Raw genomic sequence first — 16419 nt, 5'->3', positions numbered from 1 at the left:
TCCGGATGACCGGTAAGGCGCTCTTGCGGGATCCCGGCGCGTGTGCTGGGTCACGCGCCGGGGGCCCTGCTCACACCGGTGGCCAGGGGATCGCCGGCCAGTCGCCGTTCGGTCCGGGGTGGGTGCCGGAGGCGAGGAGGGTGTCCACACGCGCGCGCGTGGCGTCGATCTCGGCCGGGGTGATCAGGCCGGCCAGCCGGACGGCGAGACGGCCGCCGTCGCCCAGGGCGTCCTTGAGGCCCTTGAGGACGTCGAGGGCCTCCGGGGGCAGGGGCTCGCCGGCCCAGCCCCACAGAAGGGTGCGCAGCTTGTTCTCGACGTTGAAGGTGACGCCGTGGTCGATGCCGTACAGCCGCCCCTGCGCGGTGGGCAGCAGGTGGCCGCCCTTGCGGTCGGCGTTGTTGATCACCGCGTCGAGCACCGCCAGCCGGCGCAGCCGCTCGTCGTCGGCGTGCACGAGCAGCGCCGTGCGGCCCTCGCCTACCTCGGCGAGGGCGATCGCCTTCCAGCCGGGTCCGGGTTCCTCGGCGTCGACCAGCGCGAGCAGCCCGGTGTCGCCGCCGTCGTCCTCGCCGTCGCCCTCACCGTCGCCCTCACCGTCGGCGGCCGCCTCGATCCAGAGCTGGACCATGCCCTCGCCGTACGGGCCGTCGCGCAGCACCGTGGGCGGGACCAGGCCCCAGCCGGTCGCCTCGGAGACCTCGTAGGCCGCCACCTCGCGGCCGGCCAGGGTGCCGTCGGGGAAGTCCCACAGCGGGCGCTCCCCGGCGACCGGCTTGTACACGCAGGAGGCTTCCCGGCCGTCGTGGGCGATCGTGCAGAACAGCGCCGCGTTCGAGGCGTCGCGGATGCGGCCGCGCACGGTGAGCTCGCCGTGGGAGAGCAGCTCGACGGAGGCCGCGTGGGACGCGGGCGTCACGCTCCGCGGCGGTATCCGTTCTGGCGCGGACATACGTGTCCTTCCGGGTCCAGGGGCAGGCTGCACAGCGGGCACGGCGGCCGCCCGGCGTTGACGACGTCGAGGGCGCGTTTGGCGAAGGCCCTCGCCTGGGCTCCGGTGAGGCGGACCCGCAGCATCGGGGGGCCGTTCTCCTCGTCCTGGAGCAGCCGCTCCTCGGCCTCCGCGAGGTCCTCCTCGGACTCGGCGTCGAGCTCGACGAGGGCCTGTGCCTCGACGATCATGCGCTGCTCTTCGCCGTCCCAGGCGAGCGCCATGGTGCCGACGCGGAACTCCTCCTCGATGGGGGTGTCCAGCGGGGCGGTGTCGCTGATCTCGGTGGGCGCCATCGCGGGGACGGAGGCGTTGCCCCCGCTGCGGCGCACGACCTCGTCGAGCAGCTCGTCCATGCGTTCGGCGAGCGCGGCGACCTGGGTCTTCTCCAGGGCCACGCTGGTCACCCGGGAGCCGGCGGTGGCCTGGAGGAAGAACGTACGGCGCCCGGGCAGTCCGACCGTACCGGCCACGAAACGGTCCGGGGGGTCGTAGAGGAACACCTGACGGGACACGTCCTGTCTCCATGGGAATCGTGGGAATCGAAAGGGACGGATCGAAAGGGACGAATCGAGAGAGACGTTGCTCGGGGGTCGGAGGCCGACGGGGACCGCTTCACCCTACTGCGGCCGACGATCACGGTGCGCCCGCGCCGCCTCCGACCGGTGCGTCGTCACCGGTCGGCTCCTCGCGCGGCGCCAGGGACCCGAAGTCGCCGGTGTCGCCGAGCCGCACGAGGAAGGGCCGCAGCCGGGTGTAGCGGATCGCGGTGACGGAACAGGGTTCGACGGAGATCCGCTGGAAGAGGTCGAGATGCAGACCGAGCGCGTCCGCGACGAGGGACTTGATGATGTCACCGTGGGAGCACATCAGGTATACCGCGTCGGCGCCGTGGTCGCGCTCCACGCGCGCGTTCCACTCGCGTACGGCCTCGGCGGCGCGGGTCTGCATCGCGCGCAGGGACTCGCCGCCGGGGAAGGCCGCCGCCGAGGGGTGCGCCTGCACCACCTCCATCAGCGGCTCGTCCTTGAGCTCGCTGAGCTTGCGCCCCGACCAGTCGCCGTAGCGGCACTCACCGATCCGCTCGTCGGTGTGCGCGGCCAGGCCGGGCCGGGCGTCCAGGAGTGGCTGTACGGTTTCCTGGCAGCGTTGCAGCGGGCTGGTGACGACCTCGGCGATCGGCAGCCCGGCGAGCCGGCCGGGCAGTGCGGCGGCCTGCTCGGTGCCGCGTTCGTCGAGGGCGACGCCGGGAGTCCAGCCGGCGAGCAGGCCCGCGGTGTTGGCGGTGGAACGTCCGTGCCTGACAAGGATCAGCGTGGGCATGCGGCCAGAGTAGGCGTACGGGCGGCTCCGGCGTCGGCCGGGCGAAGGGAGAACACACTCCGTGATCGTCGACTGTGGCATCTACCGTGACGGGCACCGCGCCGAGGGTCCGCGGGACTTCTCCGACGCCCTGGCCGAGGCGCGGACGGCCGGGGGCTTTGTGTGGATGGGGCTGCATGAGCCGAGCGCGGAGGAGTTCGACCTGGTCAGCGCGGAGTTCGGACTGCATCCGCTGGCGGTGGAGGACGCGCTGAAGGCCCATCAGCGACCCAAGATGGAGATCTACGACGACTCGTTGTTCGTGGTGCTGAAGCCGGTGATGTACGAGCCGCGCAGCGACGCCGTCTCGACCGGCGAGATCATGATCTTCCTCGGTGACTCGTTCGTGGTGACGGTCCGCCACGGCGAGGGTGTCGGGCTGAGCGTCGTACGGCGCCGCCTGGAACGGGAGCCGGAGATGCTCGGCAAGGGCCCGACGGCGGTGCTGTACGCGATAGCGGACTCGGTCGTCGACCACTACCTGGACGTGGCGACCGAGTTGCAGACCGACCTGGAGGAGCTGGAGGCGGAGGTCTTCTCCCCCGACCGGGGCAGCTCCCGGCACACGGCGTCCGGGATCTACAACTTCAAGCGCCAGATCACCGAGTTCCGGCGGGCCACGGGTCCGCTGGCGCTGCCGATGTCCCGGCTCGGCGGCACGGGCCAGAGCGCCTTCGCCACGGCCGTCCCGTTCGTGGACGACAAGGCGCGGCCCTTCTTCCGGGACGTCAGCGACCACCTCACCCGCGTCAACGAGTCCGTCGAGAGCCTGGACCGGCTGGTCTCGGACATCCTGTCGGCGCATCTGGCGCAGACCAGCGTCCAGCAGAACGACGACATGCGGAAGATCTCCGCGTGGGCGGCCATGGCCGCGATCCCGACGATGATCGCCGGGATCTACGGCATGAACTTCGAGCACATGCCCGAGCTGCACTGGATCTGGGCGTATCCGGCGGTGATCGCCCTGATGGCCGTCCTGGAGGTGCTGCTGTACCAGACGTTCAAGCGGCGGGGATGGCTGTGACGGCGGGGGCGGCGGCGACGGGGGTGGTGGCGGCCGTGCTCAGGCGTACTCGGGGGCCGGGGTGCGGGGACCGCCGAGGGCATCGCGCCGCTCGGGCATCGTGAGGGTGACCATGCGGTGCCAGCCGGCGAGGCGTTCGTAGGCGTAGACCGCGTGGATGCCGGCCGCCAGAAGGGCGGAGCGCGTCCGTGACCAGCCGAGGAGGCGGCCCATGCGGGCCATGACCGCCAGGCTCACGTCGCGGTGGACGCGGATCTCGGCGAGCGCGCAGGCGCGCAGGGTCCGCTGGATGGTGCGGCCGTGTCCGGCGGCGGCGAGGCGGAGCAGTTCCTCGTGGCAGTAGGCGAGGTGGTCGTCCTCGTCGCTCGCGATCATCTTCACGGCGCGGCCCAGCTCGGGGTGGTCGCCGAAGTGCCGGCGCAGCAGGTCCATCTGCTCGGAGGCGCGCTGCTCGGTGACCCGGCTGTGCGCGAGGTAGACGATGATGTCGGTGTCGGTGAGCGGCCGGTCGGACTTCAGGCGGTCGTGCGCGAGGCCGATGCCCCGCCGTTCCAGGAGCATGGTGTAGTCGGTCTCCGGGGGCACCGCGACCAGGTCCAGGCCCCGTCTGCGCAGCAGGGCGCGGAAGATCCGGCCGTGCTTGTCCTCGTCCGCCCCGTGGCGCGCGATCTTGGCGGCGAGTTCGCGGGCACTGTCCGGTGCGAGCGCGGCGATCCGCCCGTTCTCCCAGCCGCCCTGCGCCTCTCCGCCGGAGGCGATCGAGCAGAACAGACGGAACGACTCGTCGTGCTCGAGGATCTCCTGGAACAGACCCCTGGGTGAGAGCATCGTGGGCTACCTCCCTGCCGGACCGCCGCAGCGTCGCGAAGGACGAGTCAAGGCGAGTCAAGTGGGGGTGCGGGGGTGCCGCAACAGGTGCCGCGGGCGGGCTGCGCCGAACGGAGCAGCGGCATGCCGGAGCGGCCGGGGACGACGGGAGCGTAACCGCACGGTCCCGGGCGCGTTGTTCTCGGTGACGGCCGTGGCGGGGAAGACCCCCCGAGCCCCCACCACGGCCGCGGAAAGCTCGCGAAGGCCCCGCCCACGGGCCTTTTTGTTTGTCTTGTCCGCCTACGCCAGCCCGGCGCGCTCCAGGGCCTCGGTGCCGGCGCGGAGCGCGGCGATCCGCTCCTCCAGGGTGAAGCCCGCGGGGGCCAGGGTGAGCGTGGTGACGCCGGCCGCCGCGTAGGCCTGCATCCGGTCCGCGATCCGCTCGACGGAGCCGAGCAGCGTGGTCTGGTCGATGAGCTGCTGCGGGACGGCGGCCGCGGCGCCCTCCTTGTCGCCGGCCAGGTACTTGTCCTGGATCTCGGCGGCCTCCTTCTCGTAGCCCATGCGCTGCGCGAGCTGGTTGTAGAAGTTCTGCTTGCGGCTGCCCATGCCGCCGACGTAGAGCGCGGTGTAGGGGCGGAACGTGTCGGCGAGGCGGGCCACGTCCTTGTCCTCGCCGAGGGCGAGCGGCAGGGTCGGGCAGACGTCGAAGCCGTCCATGGTCTGCCCGGCCTTCTCGCGGCCGGCGCGCAGGTGCTTGAGGGCCGTCTCCTCGAGGTGGTCGGAGGAGGGGAAGATGAGCAGCGCGCCGTCGGCGATCTCGCCGGTCTGCTGAAGGTTCTTGGGGCCGATCGCGGCGATGTAGAGCGGGATGTGCTCGCGCTGCGGGTGCACGGTCAGCTTGATCGGCTTGCCGGGGCCGCCGGGCAGCGGCAGCGTCCAGTGCTCGCCCTCGTAGGTCAGCCGCTCGCGGGTCATGGCCTTGCGGACGATCTCCACGTACTCGCGGGTGCGGGCGAGCGGCTTGTCGAACCTGACGCCGTACCAGCCCTCGGAGACCTGCGGGCCCGAGACGCCGAGGCCGAGGCGGAACCGGCCGCCGGAGAGGGAGTCGAGCGTGGCGGCGGTCATCGCGGTCATCGCGGGCTGCCGGGCGGGGATCTGGAAGATGGCCGAGCCGACGTCGATGCGCTCGGTCTGCGCCGCGACCCAGGAGAGCACGGTGGCCGCGTCCGAACCGTAGGCCTCGGCCGCCCAGCACACGGCGTAGCCGAGCCGGTCCGCCTCCCGGGCGACGGCCAGATTGTCCGCGTCCATCCCGGCGCCCCAGTAGCCGAGGTTGATCCCGAGCCGCATACCGATCCCCTTACCCGCGAGTAACGTGTCCTGTGCGCCAGACCCTAGCGCGTGACCGTGGCCCACGGCAGGCCACGACGCGGGTGTGACCGGCGCCTCCCCTCGCGCCCGCCGGGGGGAAAGTGGGTTGTCCACAGGTAACCCACGGGCCAGTCGTGGCCAGTAATCTCGGCGTTCATGGAGCAGAGGCATCTCGGCCGTACGGGCCTGCGCGTGTCCCGCATCGGCCTCGGCACCCTGACCTGGGGCCGGGACACCGACGAGCACGACGCCGCGGACATGCTGAAGGCGTTCTGGGAGGCCGGCGGCACCCTCGTCGACACGGCCGACGTGTACGGCGACGGAGAGGCCGAGTACCTGCTCGGGCGGCTCATGGAAGGCCTCGTGCCCCGCCACGACCTGGTGATCTCGACGAAGGCGGGCAGCGTCCCGGACCCGGACCGCCGCTTCGACGGCTCCCGCGGCCATCTGCTGGCGGCGCTGGACGCCTCGCTCGCCCGGCTCGGCACGGACTACATCGATGTGTGGCACGTGCACGCCTACGACCCGTGCACTCCGTTGGAGGAGACCCTCCAGGCCCTGGACCTGGCCGTGAGCAGCGGCCGGGTGCGCTACGCCGGGGTCTCCAACTTCTGCGGCTGGCAGCTGGCCAAGGCGGCGACCTGGCAGCTGGCCGCGCCGGGCACCCGTACCCGGCTGGCCAGCACCCAGATGGAGTACTCGCTGCTCCAGCGCGGAGTCGAGCGCGAGGTGCTGCCGGCCGCGCTCGACCTGGGCATCGGGCTGCTCCCCTCCTCCCCGCTGGGCCGCGGCGTACTCAGCGGCAAGTACCGCAACGGGACGCCGGCGGACTCCAGGGGCGCCTCCGAGCACCTCGCGCCGTTCGTCGAGCCGTACCTCGACGACACCGCGAGCCGCATCGTGGACGCGGTGACCACGGCGGCGGACGGGCTGGCGGTGACCCCGCTCCAGGTCGCCCTCGCCTGGGTCCGGGACCGGCCCGGCGTGGCCGCCCCGATCATCGGCGCGCGCACCGCGCAGCAGCTCACGGCGGCATTGTCAGTGGAGGCGCTTAGTCTTCCTGACGAGATCTGCCGGGCGCTCGACGACGTGTCTGCGCCCGTGCACCGCTATCCCGATCACGACTGGAGCACGCTGTGAGCACGGAGCCGGAGACCACGGAGGGCACCGAGCCGGGGACCCGTGACACCGCTGCGCAGGACGCCGCCCCGAACGACGGCCCGGCGGCGGAGAGCACCGGCCCGGCGGCGGAGAACACCGGCTCGCCGGCCGAGGCCCCGGGCGCCGGCACCAATGGCGGCAGCGGCGCCGCGGACGACGACGGCGGCACCGCGGCCGGCGACGGCGGCGCCGCGGCCGAGAAGTCCGAGGCCGAGGCCGAACTCGCCGCCCAGCGGATCGAGCGGGAGCGGATCGAGCGCCGGAAGGCGGAGAAGAAGGGGCCGATCGAGAGCGGGAGCAAGCTCAGCGGCACGGCGGCCGATCTGCTCGCGGCGGTGCGGGCCGTGGAGAGCGGCGCGAAACCCGCCGCCCCCGCCTTCGCGACGCCCGAGCCGGAGCCGGTACGCCGCAGACCCGCCCCCGAGCCGGTACGGCGACCGGGGCCGGTGTCGGCCGAGGCGGCCACCGCGCCCGCGGCCCCCGCGCCGCAGACCGTCCAGGCCGTGCGTCAGGTGCTGAGCGAGGGCGGCGCCCCGGAGACGCTCGCCCTCCCGGCCGCCGCGGCCCTCGGCGAGGGCGCCGGGGAGCAGCTGCGGGCCGACCCCTGGCAGTTGCTGCGCGTCACGGGCGTACGGCCGGAGCAGGCCGACGGCTTCGCGCGGGCCCTGCTCGGCGCGGACTGCGGCCCCGACGACGAGCGACGCGGCCGGGCGTTCACCGTCTGGCTGCTGGAGCAGGCGGCCCTTGCCGGTCATACGTCCCTGGAGGCGCAGGCCCTCACCGCCGCCCTGGCCCAGCGCGGGGTGCCCGACCCGGACGCGGCCCTTCAGGGCGCGCTCGCCGAGGGCGACGCCCTGGTGTTCCAGGACGCCCTGGACGAGCCGGGCGCGCCTGCCGCCGAGGACGGCGACGAGGACGACTCGAGGCGCCCGGTGCGGGTCCTCGTCGGCCTGGAGCGGTACGCGCTCGCCGAGGAGAGCCTCGCCGACGGGCTGGCCCGGCTGGTCGACTCGGTGCCGAAGGAGGACGGCCCGGCGGAGGACTGGGAGCGGGCCGCCGCCTCGGCCCAGGGCTCCGCCGCCGAGCTGATCCGCGCGGTCGCCGCGCACGGCCTGGTGCTGCACACCGGCGGCGAGGCGTCCCGCGTCGAACCGGCCCGCCTGCTGGACGAGGCCCACCGTCTCGGGCTGCGCGCCTGGGCCGCCACCCACAGCCCGCTCGGCCGCGACGGCTTCGCGGAGCTGACCACCCAGGAGCGTGACCCCGCGCGAGCGGACGGCCCCGCCGTCGTCACCGTGGCCGGACTGCTCTCCGGCGGCGAGGGGCCCGGTCGGGACGCCGACGGCGCGCTCGATCTGGACCTGCTCGTCGTGCTCGACGCACCGCAGCTGGACGTGGAGACGGCGGCGCTGCTCGTGGAGTCGCTGCCGGACGGGGCGCGGCTGGTGCTGGCCGGGGATCCGGCGGTGCTGTGGTCCGTGGGTCCCGGGCGGGTCTTCGCGGATCTGCTGGCGGCCCGGGTCTGCCCGCACGTCGCCTCCCGGGTGCCCGACCCCGGACCGCTGGGCGAGCTGGTCTCCGGTATCGGCGTCGGCGAGCTGAACCAGGTGGAGGCGCCGGGCAAGGAGGTCGTGATCGTGCCGGTGCGGGACGCGGCCGAGGCCGTGCACCGGAGTGTGCAGCTCGTCGCCGACTCGGTGCCCCGGGCGATCGGCGTCCCGCCCGAGCAGACCGTGGTGATCACCCCCGGTCACGGCGGTGCGGCGGGCACCCGCGCGCTCAACGCCGCGCTCAAGGAACGCCTCAACCCGGGCCCCGGCCGGTTCGGCGGCTTCGACCCGGGCGACCGGATCGTCTACTCCCCCGTCCCCGGCCGGGTGCTGCCCGGCCATGTGCTGGGAGCCGACGCCGACGGCCTGCGTCTGTCGTGCTCCGGCGCCCCCGTGATGGTGCCGAAGGAGCGCGTGGACGGCTGGGTGCGGCATGGGTGGGCGCTGACCGCGCACCAGGCCGTGGGCGGCCGGTGGCCCGCCGTGGTCGTGGTGCTGCCCGGCGACGCGGCGCAGGCGCTCAGCCGGCCGTGGGTCTACACGGCGTTCGGCCGGGCGAGCCGTCATCTGTCCGTGGTGCACGGCGTGGAGCAGGCGCTTCCGCGCGCCGTGGCCGAGGTGCCGGCCAGACCCCGCACGACGAGGCTGCCCGTCCTGCTCGGCACGCAGACGCACGCACAGGCACCGGCACCCTCACCCGCACCGGGACCGGCACCCGCAGGGGACTGAGACGCGGCAGCGCCCGGGCGGTGGTCGCGGAATCCGCCTTCCGTGACCACCCCCGGCCGACGCCGGTCTCCTCAGCGCTCTCGCGCCTCCAGCGGCTCCAGTTCCTCGTCGTCCAGGCCGTCGTCCTCGTCGTCCTCGTCCTCGTCGAGCTCGGTGTCGAGGTCGTCGTAGTCCTCGATCTCGTCGTCCTCGACGTCGTCGCCCTCGTCCGGCCCGTCCTCGTCCGGTTCGTCCTCGTCCTCGTCCTCGTCCAGTTCGTCGTCGAAGACCGCGCTGACGTCGAAGCGGCAGACCACGCGCTGGGGATCGACGTGCTCGAAGGGCGCCTCGAGCCATTCGCCCGGGTCGGCCGGCTCGTCCGAGGCCGTGACCCACAGGGTCGAGTCGCCTTCTTCCAGGCCGAACTCCTTGTGCCGGGAGGCGATCTCGTCCGGTTCGAACTCGCCGAACAGGGTGCCGAGCGCCCCGTGCACCGTGCCGGAGGCGCCCTCGCCGATGCCCGTGCCGGTCTCGACGTCCGCGGCCTCCACACGCTGGGCCTGGGACAGCAGCCGCTGCGGCTCGACCACGGCGTAGTCGCGGCGGATCAGCACGCTGATCGCGTTCGGCTCCTCCGGACCCGTGTACGGCGGCAGCGTGTCGTCACCGGGGATCTCGAAGGGTGTGACCTCGTCGTAGCGGTCGTAGAGCAGCTCGTCGTACGCCTCTGCGGCCGCGGCCAGCTGGTTGAACGCCTCGTAGACGGCCGGGTCGTCCTCCCCCGACCTGCGTTCGACCGCGGCGAGATGGCGGTCGAGCGCGGCCTTGACCGCCTCGGCGGCGGCGCGTACCTCGGCAGCGGTGGGCTGCGCAGCATCAGACATAGTGCAGACGCTATCCGTACCGGGCCCCAGCCCGCACAATAGATGCGATGCCGGAATACGAATTTGTCGACGTGTACGTACCGCGCGGGGTTTCCCGCAAGGAGACGACGCGTCTGCTGACGGACCACGCCGAGTACGGACACTGGGAGTTGTACCGCCTGAGCCTGCTGCGCGACGGCAGCCGCAGGGTGCGGTTGCGCCGGAGGATCATCCGCCAGGTGCGCGCCACGTGGTGAGCTGAGACGGACCGGACCCCAGCGGGCCCCGCCGTACGCGGGGCCCGCTGTGTCGTGCACGCGCACGATGTGGCCGTCGGACGGGTCCGGGCACCCGCCTCACCGGACCGGGCGCCCTCCCGGGATCAGGCCGAAGCCCGCGCCTTGCGGTACAGCAGGGCACCGGCCAGCAGGGCGCCGGCGCCCGCCGGCAGGGCGAGCCCCATCGGCAGGTCGCTGCCGGTGTGGGCCAGCTGGGCCCCGCTGCCGGGCGCGGTGACGGTCTGCGTGCCCGGCTGGTTGACGTGCGTCGAGCCGCCGGGCGTGTTCCCGCCCGTGGAGGGCGGCGTGCCCGGGTGACCCGGCGTGCCCGGAGTTCCGGGGTGACCCGGCGTGCCGGGGTGACCGGGCGTCCCGGGATTCCCAGGGTGGCCGGGGTGGCCGGGGTTCCCCGGGTGGCCGGGGTGCCCCGGGTGACCGGGCGGGTTGCCGTGGCCGCCTCCCGGAGGCGTGTGGTGCCCGCCGGAGCCGCCCGCGTTGCCGCACTCGTTGCCCAGGGCGGCGTTGCCCACACCGATGACGTTGACGCTGTTGCCGCACGCGTTGACCGGTACGTCGACCGGCACCTGGACGTGGTTGCCGGAACCCACGCCCGGTGAGCCACCGGTGTGTCCGCCGGCGTGCGCGCCGCCGCCCGAGCCGCTGTGACCGTGTCCGCCGTGTCCGTACCCGCCGTGGCCGTGACCGTCGTGCCCCGAGTCGCCGTACCCCCCGGACGAGCCGCTGCCACCGCCGTGGTTGACGCACGTGTTGCCCACCGCCGGGTTGAGCAGCCCGACGACGTTCACCGTGTTGCCGCAGACGTTCACCGGCACGTGCACCGGCACCTGCACGGTGTTGCCGGACAGCACGCCCGGCGAGCCGGACGCGGCACCGGCCGCGCCCGCGTCGGCGTGTGCCGCGCCGCTCGCGGCGGCGATGACGCCGGTGGCCGCGGCCACGGTCAGCAGGCCCTTGCGGGTGACCTGTCGCATTTGCTGAATCCCTGCCTTCGACTGTTCCTTGCGAACCTTCCGGAACGCGCGTTCGCGTCCGGCGGGAATCCGCCGTCGCGACCGCGCGAGAAAACCGGTCGGCCCCGGAGCGCATGGCGCGCGCTCCGGGGCCGACGGGTTCAGACCCCCCACGGAGTCGATGGAGTCAGACCCTCACGGGGCGGGCCATGACGTCACTTGTTGACGCAGGTGTTGCCGAAGGCGGGGTTCAGCAGCCCGATCACCGAGATCGTGTTGCCGCAGACGTTCACCGGCACGTGCACGGGCACCTGGATGACGTTGCCGGAGACGACGCCCGGGGACTGCACGGCGGCACCCTGGGCTCCGGAGTCGGCGGCGGCCAGGCCCGCACCCGCGAGGACCAGCCCACCGGTGGCAACCGCGGCAGCGACGACCTTCTTGATCATTATTCCTCCTAGTTGGCAATAGCGATCTCATGTTGCTGATCGCATTACCTGTAACGAGGAGGGAGTAATGGAGCTACGAGCTTATGGTCGCATTCACCCTTACCGGTCGTCGCCGCACACGCGGCCGATTATCGAGGTCAACCGCATGATGACCGGGGTCAGGACGCGTCGATGAACCGGTCCAGGACCCGCACGCCGAACTTCAGCCCGTCCACCGGCACCCGCTCGTCCACGCCGTGGAACATGCCCGCGAAGTCCAGCTCCGGCGGCAGCTTCAGCGGCGCGAACCCGAAGCCGCGGATGCCCAGGTCGTCGAAGGACTTGGCGTCGGTACCGCCGGAGAGCATGTACGGGATGGCCTTGGCGGCCGGGTCCTCGGCCAGCAGCGCGGACTGCATCGCGGCCACCAGGTCCCCGTCGAAGGTGGTCTCGACGGCCTTGTCGGAGTGCACGTCCTCGCGCTTCACCTTGGGCCCGAGGATGCGGTCCAGGTCGGCCAGGAACTCCTCCTCGTGTCCGGGCAGGAAGCGTCCGTCGACGTGGGCCGTGGCCTCGCCCGGGATGACGTTGACCTTGTAGCCGGCGCCGAGCTGGGTGGGGTTGGCGGTGTTGCTCAGGGTCGCGCCGATGAGCTTGGCGATGCCGCCGAGTTTGGCGAGGGTCCCCTCCATGTTCTCCGGGTCGAGCTCGGTGCCGAGGGCGTCGCCGAGTTCGTCGAGGAAGGCCCGGGTGGTCTTGGTCACCCGCACCGGGAACGTGTGCCGTCCGAGGCGGGCGACGGCCTCCGACAGCTCGGTGATCGCGTTGTCCCGGTGGATCATCGAGCCGTGGCCCGCCGTGCCGGCCACGGTCAGCTTCATCCAGTGCATGCCCTTCTCGGCCGTCTGGATGAGGTAGAGCCGCCGCTGCTCACTCACGGTGAAGGAGAAGCCGCCGACCTCGCTGATGCCCTCGGTGACGCCCTCGAACAGGTCCGGGTGCTTGTCGACCAGGTAGCGGGCGCCGTAGGTGCCGCCCGCCTCCTCGTCGGCGAGGAAGGCGAGCACGATGTCCCGCGGGGGCCTGCGTCCGCTGCGCAGCCGGTCGCGGACGACGGCCAGCGTCATCGCGTCCATGTCCTTCATGTCGACCGCGCCACGGCCCCATACGCAGCCGTCCGCGACCTCGCCGGAGAAGGGGTGGTGGGTCCAGTCGTCGGCGTTGGCCGGTACGACGTCGGTGTGGCCGTGGATCAGCAGCGCGGGCCGCGACGGGTCCTCGCCCTCGATGCGGGCCACGGTGGAGGCCCGGCCCGGGTGCGACTCGAAGATCTTCGGCTCCAGCCCCACCTCGGCCAGCTTCTCGGCGACGTACTCGGCGGCCTTGCGCTCGCCCGGCCCCGAGTGGTCGCCGTAGTTGCTGGTGTCGATCTGGATCAGCTCGCGGCAGAGGTCCACGACCTCGTCCTCGCCGGTGACGCCCCTGGCCGTGTCCGTCTCGCTCACGCTGCTTCCTCCCGCTGTGTACCGGTGGTCAGCCCATCCTCTCCCCTGCCCCGGTCCCAGCCCAAGAGCGGTCCCGTCCCGTCACGCGCCGTCACGCCCGTTCACAGCGGACCATGGGTTCCACCGGCGGTGATCGGTGATCGGGCACGCGCGAAAGCCTGGTAATGTTTACGTCGTCGCCGCGGGGAGAACCCGCACGGCACACACCCTGTCCGGGTGGCGGAATGGCAGACGCGCTAGCTTGAGGTGCTAGTGCCCTTTATCGGGCGTGGGGGTTCAAGTCCCCCCTCGGACACAGCGAGGAGCGGTGTCGACCGGAAACGGTCGGCACCGCTCTTTCATGTGCTCGCACGCGGCTCACACATGGGCCGGCGCCATATGGTCGGTGAACCAGTCGCGGGCCAGGTCGGTCACCTGTTCCAGTGCGCCGGGCTCCTCGAAGAGGTGGGTCGCGCCGGGCACGACGGAGAGCCGGCTCTCGCAGGTCAGCTGGGACTGGGCGGTTCGGTTGAGGTCCAGCACGGTGTGGTCGGCGCCGCCGACGATGAGCAGCGTGGGCGAGGTGACGACCGCCAGCCTGGGGCCGGCCATGTCGGGCCGGCCGCCGCGGGAGACGACGGCGGCGATGCGCGCGTCCGGTTCCGCGGCGGCCCACAGGGCCGCGGCGGCGCCGGTGCTGGCGCCGAAGTAGCCGATGGCGAGCCCTTCGGCGGCGCTCCGGCCGCGCAGCCAGCCGGTGGCGCCGGCGAGCCGGGCGGCCAGCAGCTCGGTGTCGAACACATTGGCCCGGTCGCGCGCCTCCTCCTCGGTGAGCAGGTCGAACAGCAGCGTGCCGAGGCCGGCCCGGTTCAGCCCGGCGGCCACGAACTGGTTGCGGGGGCTGTGCCGTCCGCTGCCGCTGCCGTGTGCGAAGAGCACGACGCCGGACGCGTCCGCCGGCACGGTCAGATGCCCGCCGAGCCGTACGGCGCCGGCCGCCACCTCGACCTCCTGGTCCACGGCCTCGGGGTCACCGCCGGACGCCTCCGTCACGGAAGGCCGCCGCCGCAGACAGGCGATGACGTCCTCGTCCTCGAGCTGGCCGAAGTCCTCGTAGAACTGGCCGACCGCGAAGAAGCCGGGCGGCGTGTCCAGGGAGATGAGCTCGTCGGCCTCCCCGGCGAGCCGTGCGGTCCAGTCCGGCGGTGCGACCGGCACCGCCAGCACGGTCCGCGCCGCCCCCCTGGCCCGTACCGTGCGGCAGGCGGCCCGAGCGGTCGATCCGGTGGCCACCCCGTCGTCGACCACCACGACGGTCCGGCCCTCGACGGCGAGCGGCGGGCGCCCGCCGCGGTAGCGCTCGGCGCGCCGGGCCAGCTCCTCGCGCTCGCGTTCCTCCACGCGCGACAGCGCCTCCGAGGGCACCCCCGCCTCGCGTACCACCATCTCGTCGACGACGCGCACGCCGTCCTCGCCGATCGCCCCCATGGCCAGCTCCGGCTGGGCGGGCACCCCGAGTTTCCGTACCAGGCAGAGGTCCAGTGGTGCGCCGAGCGCGGCCGCGACCGCCGCGGCGACCGGTACGCCCCCTCGGGGCAGCCCGAGCACCACGACGTCCCGGCCGGCGAGGGGCGCGAGGCGGGCGCCCAGTCGCCTGCCTGCTTCGTCACGATTCGGGAAGAGCACCGCTGAACTCCCTCACTCCCTGGGCGACCAGAGCGGAGCGGGAGGTGTCGCCTCCGGCGCTCCCATCGCCTTGATGTCGCCCGCGGCGTTGCGCAGCAGCTCGCGGCCGAGTGCGATCAGCGCCCGGCCGGCGGCGAGTTCGTCACCGATCTCGGGCACGGCCGAGTCGTAGGGGTTGCGGCGGGCCTCCGCGCAGGTCTCCACGACGTTGTCACCGGTGTCCAGGACGATCCGGGCCGTGGTCTCCGGGTCGTGCTCGGACAGGTACAGGTTCAGCCGCCACTCCTTGACGGACTGGAGCCGGCTGTCGACGGGTCGCGTCATCGTCCGTCTCCCCTCGGTTCCCGGGGCGGGACGCCGGCGCCGGTGCGGACACCGGCACACCGTTCCGCCTCTTCCACTGTGCCTCGCACGGCCGGTGACCGCACGGGTGTCCGACGTCGGCCGGGGCGGGGCGGTGTACGGCCGGGGCATGGCCGGGGCATGGCCGGGGCATGGCCGGGGCGCCGGCGGATGGCAGGCAGAATGTGGGCATGACCACGCGTTCCTGCCCGTGCGGGCTGTCCGAGCCGTACGAGAGGTGCTGCGGGCGCCACCACAGCGGTGCCGCCGCCGCGCCGACCGCCGAGGCCCTGATGCGCTCGCGGTACTCCGCCTTCGTACGAGGGGACGCGGGGTATCTGCTGCGGACCTGGCATCCGCGGACCAGGCCCGCGCGGCTCGACCTGGACCCGGGGATGCGCTGGACGGGCCTGGAGATCCTCGGCACGACGGAGGGTTCCGCGTTCCACACCACGGGCACGGTCACGTTCCGGGCGTCCTACCGGGGTGGTTCGCTGCACGAGCGCAGCCGGTTCGAGCGGGTCGACGGGGCGTGGGTGTACGTCGACGGGGACTTCCTGGAGTAGACCGCCGACCGGGGCGACAGGCAGCCGGCCGGGGCGTCGGGCAGCGGGCCGGGGCGTCGGGCAGCGGGGGGCTACGGCGCCAGGATGTCCAGTTCGTGCAGGGCGCCCACCGTGATCTCCTGGGTCAGCCGCTCCGCGCGCTCGGCGTCGCCCTCGCGGACGGCCTCGGCGACCTGGACGTGAAGGGTGACGGCGGCCGGGTCGGGGTCCTCGAACATGACCTCGTGGTGGGTGCGGCCGGCCAGGACCTCGGCGACGACGTCGCCGAGGCGGGCGAACATCTCGTTGCCGGAGGCGTTGAGGATCACGCGGTGGAAGGCCACGTCGTGGAACAGGTACTCCTCCAGCCGGTGGCCGCGTGAGTTGGCCACCATGCCGAGGGCGCACTCGGTGAGCTCGGAGCACTGCTCGGGCGTGGCGTGCTTGGCGGCCAGGCCTGCGGCGACCGGTTCGACCGCCGAGCGCAGCACGGTCAGCGAGCGCAGCTGGCGCGGCCGGTCGGCGCCGGCCAGACGCCAGCGGATCACCTGCGGGTCGTAGACGTTCCACTCCGACTGCGGGAGCACGGTCACGCCGACGCGGCGGCGGGAGGCGACCAGGTGCATGGACTCCAGGACCCGTACGGCCTCGCGCATCACGGAGCGTGACACGTCGAAACGCTGCGCCAGCTCGTCGGTACGCAGGACGCTGCCCGGCGGGTACTCGCCCGCGGTGATGGCGGGGCCGAGGGTGTCCAGTACATGGCCGTGCAGCCCCCGGCCCGGTGTGCTCATGCACTCAGCGTACGGGGTGGATCACGGATCTAAAAAGTCAGACTT

The 16419-nt window shown here is 73.1% G+C and carries 17 protein-coding genes and 1 tRNA gene; 6 read left to right on the top strand and 12 right to left on the bottom strand.

Annotation, left to right across the window (positions count from 1 at the left end):
• Positions 1 to 70: 70 nt before the first annotated feature.
• The 3 genes from ABZ484_RS14055 to ABZ484_RS14045 form a co-directional block, all read right to left on the bottom strand.
• Positions 71 to 952, bottom strand: coding sequence for an SCO1664 family protein (locus ABZ484_RS14055; protein ID WP_358866131.1), 882 nt, complete (start codon positions 950 to 952; stop codon positions 71 to 73).
• The gene (locus ABZ484_RS14050; RefSeq protein WP_358866130.1) at positions 916 to 1506 is read right to left on the bottom strand and encodes a DUF3090 domain-containing protein; all 591 of its coding nucleotides are present in this window, start codon (positions 1504 to 1506) and stop codon (positions 916 to 918) included. Before ABZ484_RS14050 ends, ABZ484_RS14055 begins: the two co-directional genes overlap by 37 nt.
• Positions 1507 to 1627: 121 nt before the next feature.
• Positions 1628 to 2314 (bottom strand): histidine phosphatase family protein, encoded by a 687-nt coding sequence (locus tag ABZ484_RS14045; protein ID WP_358866129.1) that lies wholly within the window; start codon positions 2312 to 2314, stop codon positions 1628 to 1630.
• 61 nt (positions 2315 to 2375) lie between these two features.
• Between ABZ484_RS14045 and corA the strand changes: the two genes are divergently transcribed.
• Positions 2376 to 3377: a magnesium/cobalt transporter CorA gene (corA, locus tag ABZ484_RS14040; RefSeq protein ID WP_358866128.1), complete on the top strand. Its 1002-nt coding sequence runs from the start codon at positions 2376 to 2378 to the stop codon at positions 3375 to 3377.
• 39 nt (positions 3378 to 3416) lie between these two features.
• Here corA and ABZ484_RS14035 read toward each other — a convergent pair whose 3' ends face one another.
• Positions 3417 to 4205, bottom strand: coding sequence for a ferritin-like domain-containing protein (locus ABZ484_RS14035; RefSeq protein WP_358866127.1), 789 nt, complete (start codon positions 4203 to 4205; stop codon positions 3417 to 3419).
• A 282-nt stretch (positions 4206 to 4487) separates the two neighbouring features.
• Positions 4488 to 5543 (bottom strand): LLM class F420-dependent oxidoreductase, encoded by a 1056-nt coding sequence (locus ABZ484_RS14030; RefSeq protein WP_358866126.1) that lies wholly within the window; start codon positions 5541 to 5543, stop codon positions 4488 to 4490.
• A gap of 177 nt (positions 5544 to 5720) precedes the next feature.
• On the opposite strand from ABZ484_RS14030, the gene ABZ484_RS14025 reads away from it, so the two are divergent.
• Together ABZ484_RS14025 and ABZ484_RS14020 are read left to right on the top strand one after the other, a co-directional pair.
• Positions 5721 to 6704 (top strand): aldo/keto reductase, encoded by a 984-nt coding sequence (locus ABZ484_RS14025; RefSeq protein WP_358866125.1) that lies wholly within the window; start codon positions 5721 to 5723, stop codon positions 6702 to 6704.
• A complete protein-coding gene (locus ABZ484_RS14020) occupies positions 6701 to 9004 on the top strand; it encodes a helix-hairpin-helix domain-containing protein (RefSeq protein ID WP_358866124.1) in 2304 nt (767 codons plus the stop codon). Before ABZ484_RS14025 ends, ABZ484_RS14020 begins: the two co-directional genes overlap by 4 nt.
• Positions 9005 to 9075: 71 nt before the next feature.
• Here ABZ484_RS14020 and ABZ484_RS14015 read toward each other — a convergent pair whose 3' ends face one another.
• Positions 9076 to 9867, bottom strand: a complete 792-nt coding sequence (locus tag ABZ484_RS14015; RefSeq protein WP_358866123.1) for a hypothetical protein — start codon at positions 9865 to 9867, stop codon at positions 9076 to 9078.
• A 47-nt stretch (positions 9868 to 9914) separates the two neighbouring features.
• Between ABZ484_RS14015 and ABZ484_RS14010 the strand changes: the two genes are divergently transcribed.
• A complete protein-coding gene (locus ABZ484_RS14010; RefSeq protein WP_027758838.1) occupies positions 9915 to 10103 on the top strand; it encodes a DUF5703 family protein in 189 nt (62 codons plus the stop codon).
• Positions 10104 to 10228: 125 nt separating this feature from the next.
• Here ABZ484_RS14010 and ABZ484_RS14005 read toward each other — a convergent pair whose 3' ends face one another.
• The 3 genes from ABZ484_RS14005 to ABZ484_RS13995 form a co-directional block, all read right to left on the bottom strand.
• Positions 10229 to 11116 (bottom strand): chaplin, encoded by an 888-nt coding sequence (locus tag ABZ484_RS14005; RefSeq protein ID WP_358866122.1) that lies wholly within the window; start codon positions 11114 to 11116, stop codon positions 10229 to 10231.
• A gap of 194 nt (positions 11117 to 11310) precedes the next feature.
• The gene (gene chpH / locus ABZ484_RS14000; RefSeq protein WP_018570377.1) at positions 11311 to 11544 is read right to left on the bottom strand and encodes a chaplin ChpH; all 234 of its coding nucleotides are present in this window, start codon (positions 11542 to 11544) and stop codon (positions 11311 to 11313) included.
• 158 nt (positions 11545 to 11702) lie between these two features.
• The gene (locus ABZ484_RS13995; protein WP_358866121.1) at positions 11703 to 13028 is read right to left on the bottom strand and encodes a M20/M25/M40 family metallo-hydrolase; all 1326 of its coding nucleotides are present in this window, start codon (positions 13026 to 13028) and stop codon (positions 11703 to 11705) included.
• Between the two features lie 210 nt (positions 13029 to 13238).
• Between ABZ484_RS13995 and ABZ484_RS13990 the strand changes: the two genes are divergently transcribed.
• Positions 13239 to 13323 (top strand) — tRNA-Leu (locus tag ABZ484_RS13990).
• Positions 13324 to 13385: 62 nt separating this feature from the next.
• Here the strand turns inward: ABZ484_RS13990 and ABZ484_RS13985 are convergent.
• Both ABZ484_RS13985 and ABZ484_RS13980 read right to left on the bottom strand, forming a co-directional pair.
• Complete coding sequence (locus ABZ484_RS13985; RefSeq protein WP_358866120.1) at positions 13386 to 14693, bottom strand: phosphoribosyltransferase family protein; 1308 nt, start codon at positions 14691 to 14693, stop codon at positions 13386 to 13388.
• Between the two features lie 12 nt (positions 14694 to 14705).
• The gene (locus ABZ484_RS13980; RefSeq protein ID WP_358866119.1) at positions 14706 to 15017 is read right to left on the bottom strand and encodes a dsRBD fold-containing protein; all 312 of its coding nucleotides are present in this window, start codon (positions 15015 to 15017) and stop codon (positions 14706 to 14708) included.
• A 209-nt stretch (positions 15018 to 15226) separates the two neighbouring features.
• Here ABZ484_RS13980 and ABZ484_RS13975 point away from each other — a divergent pair, with 209 nt between their 5' ends.
• Entirely contained in the window at positions 15227 to 15601 is a 375-nt protein-coding gene (locus tag ABZ484_RS13975; RefSeq protein WP_358866118.1) for a YchJ family metal-binding protein, read from the top strand.
• Positions 15602 to 15672: 71 nt separating this feature from the next.
• Here the strand turns inward: ABZ484_RS13975 and ABZ484_RS13970 are convergent, their stop codons facing one another.
• Positions 15673 to 16374 (bottom strand): FadR/GntR family transcriptional regulator, encoded by a 702-nt coding sequence (locus ABZ484_RS13970; RefSeq protein WP_030179259.1) that lies wholly within the window; start codon positions 16372 to 16374, stop codon positions 15673 to 15675.
• Positions 16375 to 16419: the final 45 nt, after the last annotated feature.

The organism is Streptomyces sp. NPDC006393 (assembly GCF_040628575.1).
Lineage (GTDB): Bacteria > Actinomycetota > Actinomycetes > Streptomycetales > Streptomycetaceae > Streptomyces.
This window is presented reverse-complemented; position numbering and strand designations above follow the sequence as displayed.

Bases quoted from the DNA above. Each gene is read 5' to 3' on its own strand.
- ABZ484_RS14055 (WP_358866131.1), bottom strand. From the start codon at position 952: ATGTCCGCGCCAGAACGGATACCGCCGCGGAGCGTGACGCCCGCGTCC.
- ABZ484_RS14045 (WP_358866129.1), bottom strand. From the start codon at position 2,314: ATGCCCACGCTGATCCTTGTCAGGCACGGACGTTCCACCGCCAACACC.
- ABZ484_RS14035 (WP_358866127.1), bottom strand. From the start codon at position 4,205: ATGCTCTCACCCAGGGGTCTGTTCCAGGAGATCCTCGAGCACGACGAG.
- ABZ484_RS14030 (WP_358866126.1), bottom strand. From the start codon at position 5,543: ATGCGGCTCGGGATCAACCTCGGCTACTGGGGCGCCGGGATGGACGCG.
- ABZ484_RS14025 (WP_358866125.1), top strand. From the start codon at position 5,721: ATGGAGCAGAGGCATCTCGGCCGTACGGGCCTGCGCGTGTCCCGCATC.
- ABZ484_RS14015 (WP_358866123.1), bottom strand. From the start codon at position 9,867: ATGTCTGATGCTGCGCAGCCCACCGCTGCCGAGGTACGCGCCGCCGCC.
- ABZ484_RS14010 (WP_027758838.1), top strand. From the start codon at position 9,915: ATGCCGGAATACGAATTTGTCGACGTGTACGTACCGCGCGGGGTTTCC.
- ABZ484_RS14005 (WP_358866122.1), bottom strand. From the start codon at position 11,116: ATGCGACAGGTCACCCGCAAGGGCCTGCTGACCGTGGCCGCGGCCACC.
- chpH (WP_018570377.1), bottom strand. From the start codon at position 11,544: ATGATCAAGAAGGTCGTCGCTGCCGCGGTTGCCACCGGTGGGCTGGTC.
- ABZ484_RS13980 (WP_358866119.1), bottom strand. From the start codon at position 15,017: ATGACGCGACCCGTCGACAGCCGGCTCCAGTCCGTCAAGGAGTGGCGG.
- ABZ484_RS13975 (WP_358866118.1), top strand. From the start codon at position 15,227: ATGACCACGCGTTCCTGCCCGTGCGGGCTGTCCGAGCCGTACGAGAGG.
- ABZ484_RS13970 (WP_030179259.1), bottom strand. From the start codon at position 16,374: ATGAGCACACCGGGCCGGGGGCTGCACGGCCATGTACTGGACACCCTC.